The sequence below is a fragment of the Plantactinospora sp. ZYX-F-223 genome, from assembly GCF_039649625.1.
GTDB lineage: Bacteria > Actinomycetota > Actinomycetes > Mycobacteriales > Micromonosporaceae > Plantactinospora.
The window spans coordinates 369,848-385,366 of the sequence record NZ_JBDJAV010000001.1 but is presented as its reverse complement, the minus strand read 5'-3'; the positions used below and the strand labels follow the sequence as shown (position 1 = coordinate 385,366).

The window sequence follows — 15,519 nt, the reverse complement described above, 5'->3', positions numbered from 1 at the left end:
CGGTCAGGTCACGCCGACGCCGATGAGCCGGCCGACCAGGTACGTCGCGGCGGTGGCCGCCGCGCCGAGCAGCAGTTGCCGGCCGCCGCTGACCCACCACTTCCGGTTGGTGAACCGGGCGACGATCGCACCCGCGACGAACAGGCCGACACCGCCCACCCCGAGCGCCAGCCACAGGCTGGAGAAGCCGAGCAGGTACGTGATCAACGGCACCACGGCTCCGACCGAGAAGCAGAGGAACGACGAGAAGGCGGCGGTCCACGGGCTGGGCCGCTCGTCGGCGTCGACGCCCAACTCCTCCTGGACGTGTACCCGCAGCGCCTCCTCCGGGTTGTGCCGCAGCGCCTCCGCGACCTGCTCGGCGAGGTCCCGGGGCAGCCCGCGCTCCACCCATGCCTCGGCGAGTTCCCGGGCCTCCCCGGCCGGGTTCCGCTCCAGCTCGCGGCGCTCCTTGGCGACCTCGGCGGCCACCTGCTCGTTCTGCGACTGCACGCTGGTGTACTCGCCGAGCCCCATCGAGATCGCCCCGGCGACCAGCCCGGCGAAGCCGGTCAGCACGATGTTGCGCGGCGCGACCCCACCGCCGCCGACGCCCGCGATCAACGCGATGTTGGTGACCAGGCCATCCATCGCGCCGAACACGGCGGGGCGCAGCCAGCCACCGGAGACGTCCGCGTGGTGGTGCTCGCTGACCGGGGTGGACGCGTCCGTCACGAGTGTCCGTCCGTCACGAGGGCGCGTCCGTCACGGCAGGGTGAGGATCTCGTGGCCGTCCTCGGTGACCAGGATGGTGTGCTCGAACTGCGCGGTCCAGCGCCGGTCCTTGGTGACCACGGTCCAGCCGTCGTCCCACATGTCGTACTCGTGGGTGCCGAGGGTGATCATCGGCTCGATCGTGAAGGTCATCCCCGGCTCCATCACGTCGGTCGGCCGGGGGCTGTCGTAGTGCGGCACGTAGAGCCCGCTGTGGAACGCCTCGCCGATGCCGTGCCCGGTGAAGTCCCGGACCACCCCGTAGCCGAACCGCTTGGCGTACGACTCGATGACCCGGCCGATCACGTTGATCTGCCGGCCCGGAGCGACCGCCCGGATGCCCCGCATCATCGCCTCGTGGGTCCGCTCCACCAGCAGCCGGGCCGGCTCGGACACCTCGCCCACGCAGAAGGTGGCGTCGGTGTCCCCGTGCACCCCATCGAGGTACGCCGTCACGTCGACGTTGATGATGTCGCCGTCCATCAGCACGGTCGAATCCGGGATGCCGTGGCAGATCACCTCGTTGAGGCTGGTGCAGCACGACTTGGGGAAGCCCTTGTAGCCGAGGGTGGAGGGATAGGCGTTGTGGTCGATCAGGAACTCGTGCACCACCCGGTCGATCTCGTCGGTGGTGACGCCGGGCTTGCAGTGCTCGCCGGCGAGCTGGGTGGCCTGGGCGGCGATCCGGCCGGCGACCCGCATCTTCTCGATCGTCTCGGCCGACTGCACGTGCGAGCCGCGCCACTCCTTCGGCCGCTTCTTGCCGACGTACTCGGGGCGGACGATGTGGGGCGGCACCTGGCGCCACGGGGAGAGCGTGCCAGGGGTCAGCGGTGCACGTACGGTCATGACCTCCAGCCTATCGCCGGGACCGGGACCGCTCATCCGTCCGGCCAGGCAGCCACCGAAACCGAGGACGGCCGCGACGCCGCCTCCGGCCGAGGGTGGCCGAACTGTCGGCGGTGGGCAGGGCTCGCGCGGCGTCGACCAGCGGGGCCGGGGCGAGCACCCGTACCGGCGGGCCGGTGACCTCGTGGACCAACACCGGGGAGACGGCCAACCGGTAGAGATCGGTGGCGACCAGGTGCAGCATGCCGTCCTGCAGCTCGAACAGGATGCCGCCGAGCATGGGTAGCTCGGGCCCGTGACCGACCGCGAACCGGACGGCGTCGATGGCGGCAGCCAAATCGGCCGTAGCCAGGTCAATTCTGGTAGGCGTCGGCGAGGCCGTCCGCAAGCCGGAGCAGGTGTGCGTCCAGGAGATCGCGTACAGTCACCAGGTCGCTCAGGTGGCGAGCACCGAGCTGATCTGGGCCAGCGGCATCCCGACGCGCCGGATGCTGGCCAGCAACCGGGCGGGACCGAGTTGGCGCTGGTCGTGCCAGCGGTAGCCGGCGGTCGCAATTTAGATCTTGACCCTTGTTTCGTCCGACCACTAGCTTCCTGGTTGTGCAGGGGACGGACCAGCCGTCAACGACCGTACTGGGCCGTCGCGGTCGGTGGGAGTGTGTCCGAGCCCGGGGCCGCCCTCGATGACCGGGCCACGATCGGTAATGCCGCCACTGGTCGGACGTGACGACGATCTCGACCGGCTGGTGTCTGTGGTGTCCGCGTCACCGGCGGTGGTGGCGGTGGAGGGCGAGGCGGGAATCGGCAAGACCCGACTGGTGACCGAACTGATGGCCCATCCGCTGCTAGCAGGTCGACGGGTGCTGGTAGGCGCGTGCCGCCAGATTCGCGAGCCGTTCCCGCTTGGACCACTGGTGGAAGCGGTACGCGGCCTCGGCGAGGCGCTGGCAGGTGTGGAACTTTCCCCGGTGGCGGGCGCGTTGCGGCCGTTGCTTCCAGAGCTGACCGGGATGCTGCCACCGCGTCCCGAGCCGGTTGCTGATCGTGCTACGCGTCGGCATCAGGTGTTCCGTGGGCTGGTGGAGGTGCTCGGCGCGGTGGGCCCAGCGATTCTGGTGATCGAGGATCTGCACTGGGCGGATGAACAGAGCGTCGAGTTCCTCGACTACCTGGTGTCCGTACCGCCGTCGGGCCTGTCGATCGTTCTTACCATGCGGGGTGAGGAGGCGGCCCCGCGAGTACGGGCGGTGACCGTGCGACTGCCAGAGACGGTGCGCCGGGCATGGATCGCATTGGCGCCGCTGGATCCGCCGGCTACCGGGACGATGGCAGCGGCAATGCTCGGGATCGACCGGGTCTCCGAGGAGTTCGCCGTTCACCTGTGTCAACGGGCGTCGGGGCTGCCGCTGGCGATTCAGGAACTTGTCGCACTCCTTCACGCGCGGGGAACGTTGATCCGGCATGACGGAGGATGGGCCCGCCGGGTGTTGAGTGACCTGGACGTGCCGGCCGGTATTCGAGACCCGGTGCGAGAGCGGGTGAGCCGGCTCGGTTCTGCGGCGAAGGCGGTGGTGGAGGCCGCGGCGGTGTTGCAGACACCCTTTCCAGAGTCGCTCTTGCTGAGCGTGGCGCGACTGTCGACGGCCGATGCCACGGACGGGCTGACCGAGGGCCTGGCGTCGGGCCTGCTGGCCGATTATCGCCCGACCACGGTCGGGTTCCGCCATGTGTTGGCGGCACAGGCGGTGTACGGGGGTATCACCGGGCCTCGCCAGCGTGAACTGCACGCTCGGGCGGCGGAAGCACTGCGGGAGCTGCGACCGATGCCGGCGGGACAGGTGGCCCACCACCTGCGCCGGGCGGGCCGGTTGACCGAATGGGTGGCGGCTGCGGAAATTGCCGCCGACCAGGCCGTCGCGCTCGGCGACGATGCCGAGGCGGTCCGGCTACTGGCCGAGGTGCTGCGTCATGCGCCGCTCGACACCGCGCGGCAGGGGCACATCGCGGTGAAGCTGGGCCGGGCAGCGCTGGAGTCGCTTCGGCAGGACCCCGAGGTGATCGACCTGCTGACTGCGGCGCTGGAGCACGACCAGCCCGCGGCGGTCCGCGGTGAGCTGCGCTTCGCTCTGGCCATCCTGTACGACGCGTTCGAACGCCACGACCTGCAACGAGAGCTGTTCGCCGAGGCGCTGGCCGATCTCGCCGACCGGCCCGAACTGAAGGCATGGGCGATGGTGGGGCTCGGAATACCCCGGTCACTCGGAGTGCCGGCCGCGGAGCACCAGATGTGGCTGCACCGGGCGCTGCAAATCCTGCCCGAGGTGGCGAATCCGGTCGTCGAGGTGTTCCTGCTCGGCAAGGTCGCTATGGTGCTGGCACCAATGGGTGATCCACAGTGGCGCCCGGTGACCGATCGCATCGTGCGTTGCACGGGCGGCACGCCGCGGCACCCGCGGGAGGTGAACGCCTACCATTCGGTCGCGCTGGACGCGTGCAGGGCCGGGCATCATGCGGTCGCGGCCCGGCTGCTGGACCGGGCCCGGGAGGGCGCGGCGACTGCGCAGAACGAGCTCCTGGAGCTTCGGATCCAGATCGCCCTGGCGTTGCTGGACTACTGCCAGGGCAGGTGGGGCGGGCTGGGCGAGCGAGTTGAGCCGCTGATCGAGGCGGCGAAGTCGTCCCGCAACCACCTTGACGGTGAGGTGGTCGCTGGCTGCCTCGCCCTCGCCAATGGCGACCTGGACCGCGCCGAGAGCCGCCTAACCCGCCTGGTGCGACAGCTCGAACGGCACTACGCATTCGACGTGTTGGCCATTCCGGTAGCGGCGTCGGCCCGGCTCGCGGTGGCCCGTGGCGACCTGGACCAGTTTCTCGCTGGGCTCGATCGGTTCATCGCCTTGACCGAGTCCAGCGGGGTCTGGGCGTCGGCGGTGCGAGCACTGCCCTCGGTGCTGCAGGCGCTGGTCGCAGCGGGGTGGGTCGACCAGGCGCGCCTGTTCCTGATCCGGTTCGCCCGGCAACTACGGGGCCTCGACGTGCCCTTGGCCCCGGCGGCCCTGCACCATGCCCGGGGTTTCCTCGACGCGGCCGAGCGGCGCTGGCCCGCCGGTGGCCGGCACTTTCTTGCCGCCGCCGAGCGGTATGAGTCGCTGCTCTGTCCGTACGAGGCGGCGCAGGCCAGGGAACAGGCCGCGATGTGTCTGTTCGAGGTCGGAGATCCTCGGGCCGAGGAAGTGCTGCGTACGGCGATGACCACTTTCGACGGTCTCGGCGCCCGGTGGGACCTGGAACGCGCGGCCAGTATCGCCCGCCAGTGGGGGATGTCGCTGCCGGCCCGGCACCGGGGCGGCCCGCGCGGGTACGGCTCGGCACTCTCGCCTCGGGAGCGCGAGGTGGCCGACCTGGCGGCCACAGGTCGCACCAACCGGGAGATCGCCGCCGAACTGTTCCTGTCCCCGAAGACGGTGGACAAGCACCTCAGCGCCGCGCTGCGCAAGCTCGGCCTGCGTACGCGTACCGCGCTCGCCCGTTATCTGCGCGACGCGGTCGACGGGTAGCTCAGCACAGGTCGGCGAACGCCGCCGGTAGGAATGGGGAGTTTTTCCCATAGGTACGGCGAGGTGTTGGGCCGCACCCTGACCGTGTGCACGACGCCGAAGATCCGCGCGAGGGCCGAGCAGCGGAGCCCGACCTACTTGACGACCCTGGCCACGACCTGGGTACCAGGAGCCTCCCGGACCCATCTCCGCCCGAGGATGTCAAGCCGTCCAGGTCCGGTAAGCGCGCCCCCGACGTACCTGAGCAGATGCCCGGATTGGGCGACGGCTGGGTCGAGGTGTGACGGTGCGTCGCTTCGGCCCACCGCGGTGCACCTGCCGAACGGCCGATTGGAGGAGAAGAGATGGAGTCCACGGTGATCAGAGGTAACTTCCATCGATCGGCCGGGCGGCGGCACCGCCGTTCCCGGCCTCGCCCGCCGCGAGCTGCCGCGTTCGCGACGGTGGCGGCCGTGGCTGCCGCCGTGTTGGCTGCGCCGACCGGTCCGGCTGCGGCGGCGCCGGCCGCACCTGCGGCGCCCAGCCCAGATCTGACCGCGCCGGCCGGTGCTGGTTCCACCACGATCACACTGATCACGGGCGACCGGGTTACGTTGACCGGTACCCCTGGCCGGTACGGTGTCGCGGTCGACAAGGCGGCCCCACGGTCGGGCTTCGCTGGTGTGCCGTCCTTCGAGACAGAGTCCGGGCCCGATGGCGTGTACATCTTCCCCGAGGATGTGCTGCCGGCGATTGCCGCCGGAGTGTTGGATCGGGATCTATTCAACGTCACGTATCTGGCCGAGCATGGCTATGCCGATGCCGATGCTGGTCACCTTCCGGTGATCGTTACCTATCCGGCTCCAGCCGGTCGGCCCGGCGGCAGTGCGCCGCTGGCCGCAAAGCTGTTGACGGAGCGGGTGGAGCAATTGCCCGCCACTCCCGGCAAGGCGGTCGCGCTGCCCAGCATCAACGGTGCCGGCGTCGCGGTGGAGAAAAAGACCGCGGCGCAGTTCTGGCACCGGCTGCGCGGTGCCGAGGCGGCGCCCACGGCCCCGAAGTCGGCACCGCGTTCTGGCGCCGGGTCGGGTTCGTTCACGGTGGCGTCGAGGCCAGCGGGTCCGTCGGTGCTGGCCGCTGGAGTGGGAAAGGTGTGGTTGGACCGCGAACTGGAGTTGAGCCTGGCCGAAAGCGTGCCGTTGATCGGTGCTCCCGCTGCCTGGAGCGCGGGGTATGACGGTAGCGGGGTGAATGTCGCGGTGCTCGACTCCGGTGTCGACGCCACGCACCCCGACCTGGCGGGCAAGGTCGCCACGGCGGTCAGTTTCATTCCGGGCTCTGACGCCGGGGACCGGCACGGTCACGGGACGCACGTGGCGTCCACCATCGCCGGGTCCGGTGCCGCGTCCGGTGGCCGGTACAAGGGTGTGGCGCCGGGTGCACGGCTGTTGTCCGCGAAGGTGTGCTTTGACACCAACGGGTGCCCGACGTCGTCGATTCTCCAGGGGATGGAGTGGGCCGCCACCGAGCAGGACGCCGACATCGTCTCGATCAGCCTCGGTGGTTGCTGCACGGACGGCACCGACCCGTTGAGTCAGGCGGTTAACAGCCTGACCGCGCGCACCGGCACCCTGTTTGTGATCGCCGCCGGTAACGACGGGCCGAACGCGCAGACGGTCGGGTCGCCGGGTACGGCGGAGGCGGCGTTGACGGTGGCGGCCACCGACAAGCGGGACCAGATGGCGCGGTTCTCCAGCCGAGGCCCGCGACTGGACGGGGCGCTGAAGCCGGACATTGCCGCCCCAGGGGTGGATATCGTCGCCGCCCGTGCAGCGGGGACCACGCTGGGTACGCCGGTGGACGCCCGTTACACCTCGGCGAACGGTACGTCGATGGCCACTCCGCATGTGTCGGGTGCGGCGGCACTTCTGGCGCAGCGGTACCCGGACTTGACCGGTCCGGAGCTGAAGGCGGCGTTGATGAGCAGCGCCCACGACGCCGGGCATAGCGTCTATGAGCAGGGTGCTGGGCGAGTCAATGCGGCGCGGGCGGTCGACCAGGAAGTCTTCGCCACCACCCCGAATGTCGACTTCGGTCGGATCACCGGGGATACCGGTTCCGACCCGGTCAGCAAGCGGATTACCTATCGGAACCTGACCGACCAGCCGGTCGAGCTGACGCTGACGCCGAGTCTGCGGAGTATGGCGGGTGAGCCAGCACCGAACGGGGCGTTGACCGTCGATGGCACGCTCACCGTGCCGGCTGGAGGGGCCGCCACCGCCACGGTCATCCTCAACGTCGGCAGGCTCGGCCTGGAGACCTACAGCGGCACGGTGGTCGCCGCTGACGAGGCGAGCGGGGTCCGGCTCTCCACCCCGGTCGGGCTGGACCGCCGGGTGGCGCTCACCGTTCAGGTCCTCGGCCCGGACGGCCAACCGGCCGTCCCCAGCATCCGGCCGAGGGTGCAAGCGGTGGACGTCCCGGGTGAGCAGATCACCGACGTCACCTCGGTCGGCGTGGGTCGGTACCAGGCGCTGGTCCGGCCGGGCACCTACAGCGTGATGGCGGGGTTGACAGGACACGACGGCACTGCGGGGCGGAAGGTTTCGGCTTACCTCATCGACCCGCAGATCACGGTGACCGGAGGCACCGAAGTCATCCTCGACGGGCGGCAGGCCCGACCGATGTCGATCGCCACTCCGCGACCGGCCGCACCGTACGCCCTCTCCGTTAACTACGAGCGCAGCCACGCCGACGGCAGCATCACCACCATCAGCACCACCGGCAGCATCACGTGGGCCCAGACGAAGCTGTGGGTGACCCCGACCGAACGCGTCACGGTGGGGGAGTTCCAGTTCTCCAGCCAGTGGACGCTGGCGAACCCACCGGCCTCGATGCGGGTGCGCGGCGCCAACGACCTGGCATTGCAGCCGATGCTTCGCGCCCACGCCGACCGGGGGCTGACGTTCGATCCGGGTGCGTTTGACTGGGCCGGCGGCTGGCTGCCGTTCACCCGCAACGGGACGTTCGAGCTGGTCGATGCCGGGTTCGGTGACCCGGAGGACATCGCCGGACACGATCTGCGCGGCAAGCTCGCCCTGCTCCAGTGGGGCGATGACCGGTGGGGTGCGGGCAACACCCCGCCGGATGGCACCCCCGACCTTGCACTGTGGGTGGACCGGCTCAACAACCTGCACCGGGCCGGTGCGATCGGCGTCATCGCCTTCTCCAACCCGCCACCCGGCTACGAGCACCACCGGCTCGGTATGGCGCCCACAACACCGGCTAACTCGACCGTCATTCCAGATGAGCAGAAGCTGCTGCTACCGGAGGTCCAGATCCAACGGGACGAGGGCAAGCGGCTGCTGGACCTGGTCCGGAAGGGCACGGTGACCATCGGCCTGACCAGCGACCCGAACATCCGGTACAGCTACCAGCTCTCGCTCTATCACGACCAGCAGGTCTCCACGTCGCTGGACCACCGGTTCGGCGAGCGTGACCTCGCCCGGGTGGAGAGCACCTTCCACGCCACCCAGCCGGGACCGGCCTTTTCGCGTGACGAAGCGTCGAAGCCGGGCGCGCAACCGGGCGCGAGCTCTGACTTCGAATTCGCGGTGCCGCAGACCCGGACCCAGTACTTCGGCCCGGTCGACCCCCGGATGGTACGCCGGAGCGAGGTCTTCTACCGTGACGCCAGCGGAACCAAGGTCCGGCTAGAGGCGGCTGCTCGGGTCTTCGGCCGGCCGGGGCAGACCACCGAGCGCTGGGGCACCGCCCCGGTGGCCCCGGGAGCCGCGCCTTCGCTGCCGCCCGACTTGCTCGTCCACCCCGCCCACAAGACCGGGGCGCGGGATTGCATCGGGTGTCGCGAGGGCGACCTGATCTATCCCAAAACAGTCGGGATCACCGGAAGCCTCCACGCCGCGGAGGACGTCTGGAACAGTGCCGTCCGACTGCACCGGGAGGGCGGCCAGGAGATCCCGCTCAGCATGGAAGGGTTCCTCCCGGTGTTCCGGCTTCCGCAGGAGCCCGGCACCTACCGGCTGACCGAGTCCAAGCGGGATCTGAACAACACCACCACGACCTGGACGTTCAAGTCGGAGCATCCGGAGCGGGCCACCGCCAAACCCGGCACCCTGTGCTGGCTCAGCCGCGGCTACGGGCACAACCCGTGTCATCCGGAGCCGTTCGTCTTCCTCCGCTACGACCTCGGCAAGGACCTCCAGCTCAACAACACGGTCAAGGCACCCGGCCTGCACACCTTCACTGTCACCGCATACAACGGGCAGTCCATCGAGGCGATGCCCCGGATCGACGGGATGAAGGTGTGGACCAGCCTCGACGACGGCCAGACCTGGCAGCGGGCGGTGGTGCTGCCGAAGGGTCGGGGTGATGGTGACGGCCGGAGCTTCCAGGTCCTCACCGGCTACCCGGCGGTGAACCGTACCTCCGGTGCGGTCAGCCTGAAGGTGGAAGCCTGGGACGTCGACGGCAACCGGGTCGAGCAACGGGTCGACCGGGCGTTCGCCCTCAGCGCCAATCGGTACCAACCATCCAAGTAACCCGCCGATCGACCGATTACCACCAAGGCGACGTGCCCCGGAGACCAGACCTCCGGGGCACGTCCCGGATCGGGGGAGTATCTGCCAGCGCCATGACCACCTGAGGGGCGGCACGCTGGACCACGGCCCTACCGGGGCGACTCGTCCGGTGTGAAGACCGCCCGGACCCAGCCGTCGCGCTTCTCTCTGAACATCGCGTAGCCCTCGGGCGCCTCGTCCAGGGGCAGCCGGTGCGTCGCGAGATGCCCGTCACCCGATCCCTGATCGCCTACGACCACTGACCGGGATTCGGAACTACTCGTCTAGAGCCGGCGTGACGTACGCGCCGGTGATGCCGCCGTCCACCACGAACTGGGCGGCGGTCATGAAGGACGCGTCGTCGCTGGCCAGGAAGGCCACCGCGGCGGCGATCTCGCCGGGCTCGCCGAACCGACCCATCGGTACGTGCACCAGTCGCCGCGCCGCCCGTTCCGGATCCTTGGCGAACAGCTCCCGCAGCAACGGCGTGCCGATCGGGCCGGGACAGAGCGCGTTCACCCGGATCCCCTGCCGAGCGAACTGGACCCCGAGCTCCCGGGTCAGCGCCAGCACCCCGCCCTTGCTCGCGGTGTAGGCGATCTGCGAGGTGGCCGCGCCCATCAGCGCCACGAAGGAGGCGGTGTTGATGATCGAGCCCCGGCCCTGGCGCAGCATGTGCGGGATGACGTACTTGCAGCAGAGGTAGACGCTGGTGGTGTTGACCCGGAGCACCCGCTCCCAGGCGTCCAGGCCGGTGGTCAGGATCGAGTCGTCGTCCGGCGGGGAGATGCCGGCGTTGTTGAACGCGATGTCGATCCGGCCGCGCCTGGCCGCGACCTGGTCATACAGATCGCGTACCTGCGCCTCGTCACTCACGTCGCAGGCCACGAACTCGCCGTCCACCTCGTCGGCGGCGGCCCGCCCGGCGTCGGTCGCGATGTCGACGCAGACCAGGTACGCGCCCTCGGCGGCGAGCCGGCGCACGGTGGCCAGCCCAATCCCGCTGCCGGCACCGGTCACCACCGCCACCCGCCCAGCCAGTCGATCACTGATCATCGCCGTACTCCTCCCGGGGATCGCCGTCCCCGGCATCCTCGCCGACGGCGTGGCCGGTGGTCGAGGGGCGCCGGCCGGCAACGTGTCCTCGGGGCGCACCGTCAGCGACGTCGCGGCGTCCACTCCGGAGAGGTCGAGCAGCCGGCCGGCGTCGGCCACGTTCAGCCCGAACGCGGCCACCCAGTCGACGTCGACGCCCTCGAACATCGCCGGTACGTCCGCGAAGGTGGCCAGCCGGACCACCGGGTGCTGCTGGACGTCCTGTGCCCAGGGTTCGCGGGCCAGGAATCCAGTCCTGGCCCGCTGCGCCGCCGGGTTGGAAGCCGCGGTACTGCCGTTCGCGGCCCCGGCCGGGTCCGCTGGGCCGGCGAGATCGTCCTGCTCCTGGAGCAGTGCGAGCAGGCGGCCGGTGGCCAGTAGTCGTACGTTGGAGTTGGGGTGGTCGGTCAGGTGTAGGTACCTGGCTCGGGCCCGGCCAATCTCCCCCTGGTAGGCGAGAATGCCCGCTTGCCGCAGCTCGGGGCAGTCGGGCTCGACGGGAAAACGCAGCATGGCTTCGACGTACCGCAGGGCGGCAACGTGGTTGCCCGACCCGGCGCATTCGGTCGCGTACTGCTCGGCATGTTCAATGGCATACCGCGTGTAGTCGTCGTCGTCCTGTAGGGCGGCCAGCCTCAGTGCCGCCACGGCTGTGGTGTGGTCGCCCCGCTCGTAGGCTGCCTGTGCGTCGTCGAGCGCCGCGTTGGCCGCATCGTCGTCGACCGCGAGGGCGCCCGGCATGAGCGGCCGAATCCAGGCGGCGAACCGTTCGCCCAACTCCTGCTCGGCTGCCTCGATGGTGTCGTTCGGGTCCGCCGCGGGCGCCAGGCCGAAATGCTGGTGCAGCCAGGCGACGTACCGGTCGTGGTGCGGGGTGGGGCTGTGCGCGTCGCGGAATCCGAACGCGTCAAGGATCCACGGCTCTTCGTCGGGACCTATGGCGGCGATGAACTGGAAGAATTCTCGGAGGTGGCGGGCGACGAGTTGGACTCCACCTTCGTCGCCCAGCATCACGATCGGGAGATCCGCCAGGTCGGCGCGATCGTCGAGTCGCCAGAGCGCATAGAGCGAGCCGGAGTTGTTGGCCTGCCCGAAAGTAATCAAGCCGTCGATCAGCCTGGGTCCTCGAGGAAATCGTTCTTCCCGTACCCGTCGAGCTGAAAGCCATGCACATACCAGCCGTCCAGGCTGTCTTCGAACTCCTTTAGGAGATTCAGTTCGGGGATGGGAGAGTACGGCATTGTCACGCGGGCCTCCGTAGGCGACAGGGCCACATCGGGAAGGAGGCTATCCGGCGGAGGCGCGCCCCACACCTCGGCCGTCGTGTCGGACGCTCGTGGCATGCTTGCGCGAAATGATCGCCCGAGAAGGCATCCATAGTGGCCGATCTATCCCTGCTGGGCCCCTTGGCCGCCGTGATGCTCGCCCCGGCCTTCCAGTCGTATACGTCCTTGGACTCCGACCGGGCGCTCCTCCGGAATCTCGCTACTCACGGATTCGGGTCAGAGGCGTTCGAAACCGCGTCGCAGCTCCCAGTCCGTCACCGCCGCGTCGAAGGCGGCCAACTCCACCCGCGCCTGGTTGGCGTAGTGCGCCACCACCTCGGCCCCGAACGCGTCGGCGGCCAGCGGCGACTCCGTCCAGCGGCCGAGGGCGTCCCGCAGGGTACCCGGCACCCGGGGCGCGGACTCGTCGGCGTACGCGTTGCCGGCGAACTCCGGCTCCAGCTCCAGTTCCGCCTCGATCCCGTGTACCGCCCCGGCCACCAGCGCCGCGATCGCCAGGTACGGGTTGACGTCCGCGCCGGGCAGCCGGTTCTCCACCCGCATCCCCTGGCCGTGCCCGACCAGCCGCAGCGCGCAGGTGCGGTTGTCGGTGCCCCAGCGCAGCGCGGTCGGGGCGAACGAACCGGGCTGGTAGCGCTTGTACGAGTTCACGTTCGGGGCCAGGAAGAGGCTGAAGTCGGGGATCGTCGCCAGCAGCCCGGCCAGTACCCGGGTGCCGGTCGGCGACAGCCGGGCCGGGCCGTCGCCGAGCATCGCCGAACGCCCGTCGGCACGCCGCAGCGAGAAGTGGATGTGGCAGGAGTTGCCCTCCCGCTCGTTCGGCTTGGCCATGAACGTGAGCGACATGCCCTCCTGAGCGGCGATCTCCTTCGCCCCGTTCTTGTAGACGACGTGGTTGTCCGCGCAGGTCAGCGCGTCGGCGTACCGGAAGGCGATCTCGTGTTGGCCGAGGTTGCACTCGCCCTTGGCGCTCTCCGGGGTCAGCCCGGCGCCGGCCATCTCGGTGCGGATCCGCCGCAGCAGCGGCTCGACCCGGGCGGTACCGAGCAGCGAGTAGTCCACGTTGTAGAGGTTCGCCGGGGTCAGCTCGCGGTAGCCCCGGCGCCAGGCGTCCTCGTACGAGTCGCGGTAGAGCACGAACTCCAGCTCGGTCCCGGCGTACGCGGTCAGCCCGTGCCCGGCGAGCCGGTCGAGCTGGCGGCGCAGGATCTGCCGGGGCGAGGCGAGCACCTCCCCGCTGCCGTCGAGCCAGCGCAGGTCGGCCAGCAGCATCGCGGTGCCCGGCTGCCAGGGGACCCGGCGCAGCGTACTCAGGTCCGGGACCATGGCGAAGTCGCCGTAGCCGCGTTCCCAGCTCGACATCGCGTACCCGTCGACGGTGTTCATCTCGACGTCGACGGCGAGCAGGTAGTTGCAGCCCTCGCTGCCGTGCCGGAGCACCTCGGCGAGGAAGTACGGCGCGTGGAACCGCTTGCCCTGCAACCGCCCCTGCATGTCGACCAGGGCGAGGACCACGGTGTCGATGTCGCCGCTGTCCACCGCCACCCGGAGCGCCTCCAGACTCAGCGCCGGGACCCGGGCCCTCATCCGCCGTCCCCGTCCGCTGCGACCGCCCGGTCCGGAGCCGGGACGCCCACAACCGGGGCGGGCACGTCCGGGTCGGGCACGTCCGGGTCGGGTCGCGGGGCGGTCGGGACCACGTTCTGCCGGGGACCGGTGAACCAGTGCCGGGCGCCGAGCAGCCACCAGAGCCCGGCGGCGCCGAGCACCGCCGCGACCGCCACGATGGTGTAGTTGAAGGTCGACGGGGTGATCGGCGCGGTGGTGGGGAGCACGAAGAGTACGCAGATCACCGCCACCCAGCCGATCGCCAGCCAGCCGACCAGCGGGCTCCACCGGCCCAGGTGCCACGGGCCGGGCCGGAAGTCCCGGCTGCGGCGGCGCAGGAAGACCGGCCCGACGTACGCGATGTAGAGGCCGATCACCGCGATCGAGGTGGCCGCCAGGTAGGCCGTGGTGTTCCACAGCGACGGGAGCACCAGCAGGGTCGAACAGGCGACGCAGAGCCAGATGGAGTTGGTCGGCGTACCGGTGCGGAGGTTGACCCGGCGCCAGATCGCCGAACCGGGCAGCGCGCCGTCCCGGCTGAACGCGTACGCCATCCGGGAGTTGGCGGTGACCGAGGCCATCCCGCAGAAGAACTGCGCCACCACGCAGATGAAGAGCAGGAAGGTGCCCATGGTCTCGCCGGTGGCGTCGATGAAGATCTGGGCTGGTGGGAGGCCGAGCTCGGTCTGCCGCTGGACGTCGTAGTCCCGGATCGACCAGGTGATCGCGACCAGCAGGAAGAAGCCGGCGACCACCGAGACCACCACCGACATCACGATGCCCCGGGGCGCCGCCCGGGCCGCGTCGTGGGTCTCCTCGGCGACGTGCGCGCTCGCGTCGTAGCCGGTGTAGGTGTACTGCGCCATCAGCAGACCGATCAGTACGGCGTAGACCGCCGCGCCGGAGAAGTCGAAGCCGGTGGCGTTGCGTACCTCGAAGAAGACCTCGGAGATCGGCTTGTGCTGGTCGGGCACGACCGCCAGCACCCCGACGATGATCGCCACCCCGGCCAGGTGCCACCAGGCGCTCACGTCGGAGAGCACCCGGACCAGGTTGACCCCGAAGGTGTTCAGCAGGCCGTGCGCAATGATGATCACCAGGAAGACCACGAAGGTGCGTTCCGGGGTCACCTCCAGGTCGAAGGCGAGGCTGAGGAACGCCGAGGTGGTGATCGCCGCGCCGAAGTCGATGGCGGCGGTGACCGCCACCTCGCCGAGGAAGTTGAACCAGCCGATGAACCAGGCCCAGGCCGCCTTGTTCCGGCTGGCCAGCGCCGCCGCCCACCAGTAGAGCGCCCCGGCGGTCGGGTAGACCGAGCAGATCTCCGCCATCGCGAGCGCGACCAGGGTCACCATGCCGCCGACGAAGAGCCAGCCGAGGGTGATCGCCAGCGGGCCGCCGGAGTTCATCGCGATGCCGTACGAGGTGATCGCGCCGGCCAGGATCGAGATGATCGAGAACGAGACCGCGAAGTTGGAGAAACCCGAGAGCTTGCGGCGTAGTTCCTGCTGGTAGCCGAGTTCGGCCAGGCGTTGCTCGTCGAGGTCGACCCCGGCGGCCGTCGGCGTACGGGGCGGCGGGACAGGTGCGCTCATCGGCGTCTCCTTCGTCCGGATCCGGGGTGGGACGCAGCGTGTGACCGGCGTCACGCCTCTGTCCGAGATCGTGCGCCTCCGGAAGATCCACGTCAACCGATGTGGATCGAGTAACCGAGATCACGGCTCCCGTCCGGCCGCCGAAGCACGCCGTCGAGAAGTTCTCGATTGCTCAGACTCAGGTTCCGGTGTCCGCCGTGGCGTGTCGGCACTTGAT

11 protein-coding genes are annotated in these 15,519 nt (G+C 69.9%); 3 read left to right on the top strand and 8 right to left on the bottom strand.

The features are described 5' to 3' along the window. Window positions 1-3 precede the first annotated feature (3 nt). From AAH979_RS01575 to AAH979_RS01565, 3 genes are read right to left on the bottom strand one after another with little or no spacing between them, the layout of a single operon-like run. A complete protein-coding gene (locus AAH979_RS01575) occupies window positions 4-714 on the bottom strand; it encodes a VIT1/CCC1 transporter family protein (RefSeq protein WP_346255949.1) in 711 nt (236 codons plus the stop codon). Window positions 715-744: 30 nt separating this feature from the next. Next, window positions 745-1,602, bottom strand: a complete 858-nt coding sequence (gene map / locus AAH979_RS01570) for a type I methionyl aminopeptidase (protein ID WP_346255948.1) — start codon at window positions 1,600-1,602, stop codon at window positions 745-747. A 10-nt stretch (window positions 1,603-1,612) separates the two neighbouring features. After that, a complete protein-coding gene (locus tag AAH979_RS01565; RefSeq protein WP_346255947.1) occupies window positions 1,613-1,939 on the bottom strand; it encodes a hypothetical protein in 327 nt (108 codons plus the stop codon). Between AAH979_RS01565 and AAH979_RS01560 the strand changes: the two genes are divergently transcribed. The 3 genes from AAH979_RS01560 (at window position 1,926) to AAH979_RS01550 (ending at window position 9,700) form a co-directional block, all read left to right on the top strand. After that, complete coding sequence (locus AAH979_RS01560) at window positions 1,926-2,144, top strand: hypothetical protein (protein ID WP_346255946.1); 219 nt, start codon at window positions 1,926-1,928, stop codon at window positions 2,142-2,144. The genes AAH979_RS01565 and AAH979_RS01560 overlap by 14 nt on opposite strands. 141 nt (window positions 2,145-2,285) lie before the next feature. Then, complete coding sequence (locus AAH979_RS01555) at window positions 2,286-5,159, top strand: AAA family ATPase (protein ID WP_346255945.1); 2,874 nt, start codon at window positions 2,286-2,288, stop codon at window positions 5,157-5,159. Between the two features lie 698 nt (window positions 5,160-5,857). Continuing rightward, window positions 5,858-9,700, top strand: coding sequence for a S8 family serine peptidase (locus AAH979_RS01550; protein ID WP_346255944.1), 3,843 nt, complete (start codon window positions 5,858-5,860; stop codon window positions 9,698-9,700). A 128-nt stretch (window positions 9,701-9,828) separates the two neighbouring features. Here AAH979_RS01550 and AAH979_RS01545 read toward each other — a convergent pair whose 3' ends face one another. The 5 genes from AAH979_RS01545 to AAH979_RS01525 all read right to left on the bottom strand — a co-directional run bounded on the left by AAH979_RS01545 (window position 9,829) and on the right by AAH979_RS01525 (window position 15,302). After that, window positions 9,829-9,978, bottom strand: coding sequence for a hypothetical protein (locus AAH979_RS01545; protein ID WP_346256311.1), 150 nt, complete (start codon window positions 9,976-9,978; stop codon window positions 9,829-9,831). A 16-nt stretch (window positions 9,979-9,994) separates the two neighbouring features. Then, window positions 9,995-10,774, bottom strand: coding sequence for a 3-oxoacyl-ACP reductase (locus AAH979_RS01540; protein WP_346256296.1), 780 nt, complete (start codon window positions 10,772-10,774; stop codon window positions 9,995-9,997). 1,151 nt (window positions 10,775-11,925) lie between these two features. After that, window positions 11,926-12,060 carry a hypothetical protein gene (locus AAH979_RS01535; RefSeq protein WP_346255943.1) on the bottom strand — a complete coding sequence of 45 codons (135 nt, stop codon included), beginning with the start codon at window positions 12,058-12,060 and terminating at the stop codon, window positions 11,926-11,928. A gap of 255 nt (window positions 12,061-12,315) precedes the next feature. After that, complete coding sequence (locus tag AAH979_RS01530) at window positions 12,316-13,686, bottom strand: glutamine synthetase family protein (RefSeq protein WP_346255942.1); 1,371 nt, start codon at window positions 13,684-13,686, stop codon at window positions 12,316-12,318. Further along, entirely contained in the window at window positions 13,683-15,302 is a 1,620-nt protein-coding gene (locus tag AAH979_RS01525; RefSeq protein WP_346255941.1) for an amino acid permease, read from the bottom strand. The genes AAH979_RS01530 and AAH979_RS01525 overlap by 4 nt, the downstream gene beginning before the upstream one ends. Between the last annotated feature and the right edge of the window lie 217 nt (window positions 15,303-15,519).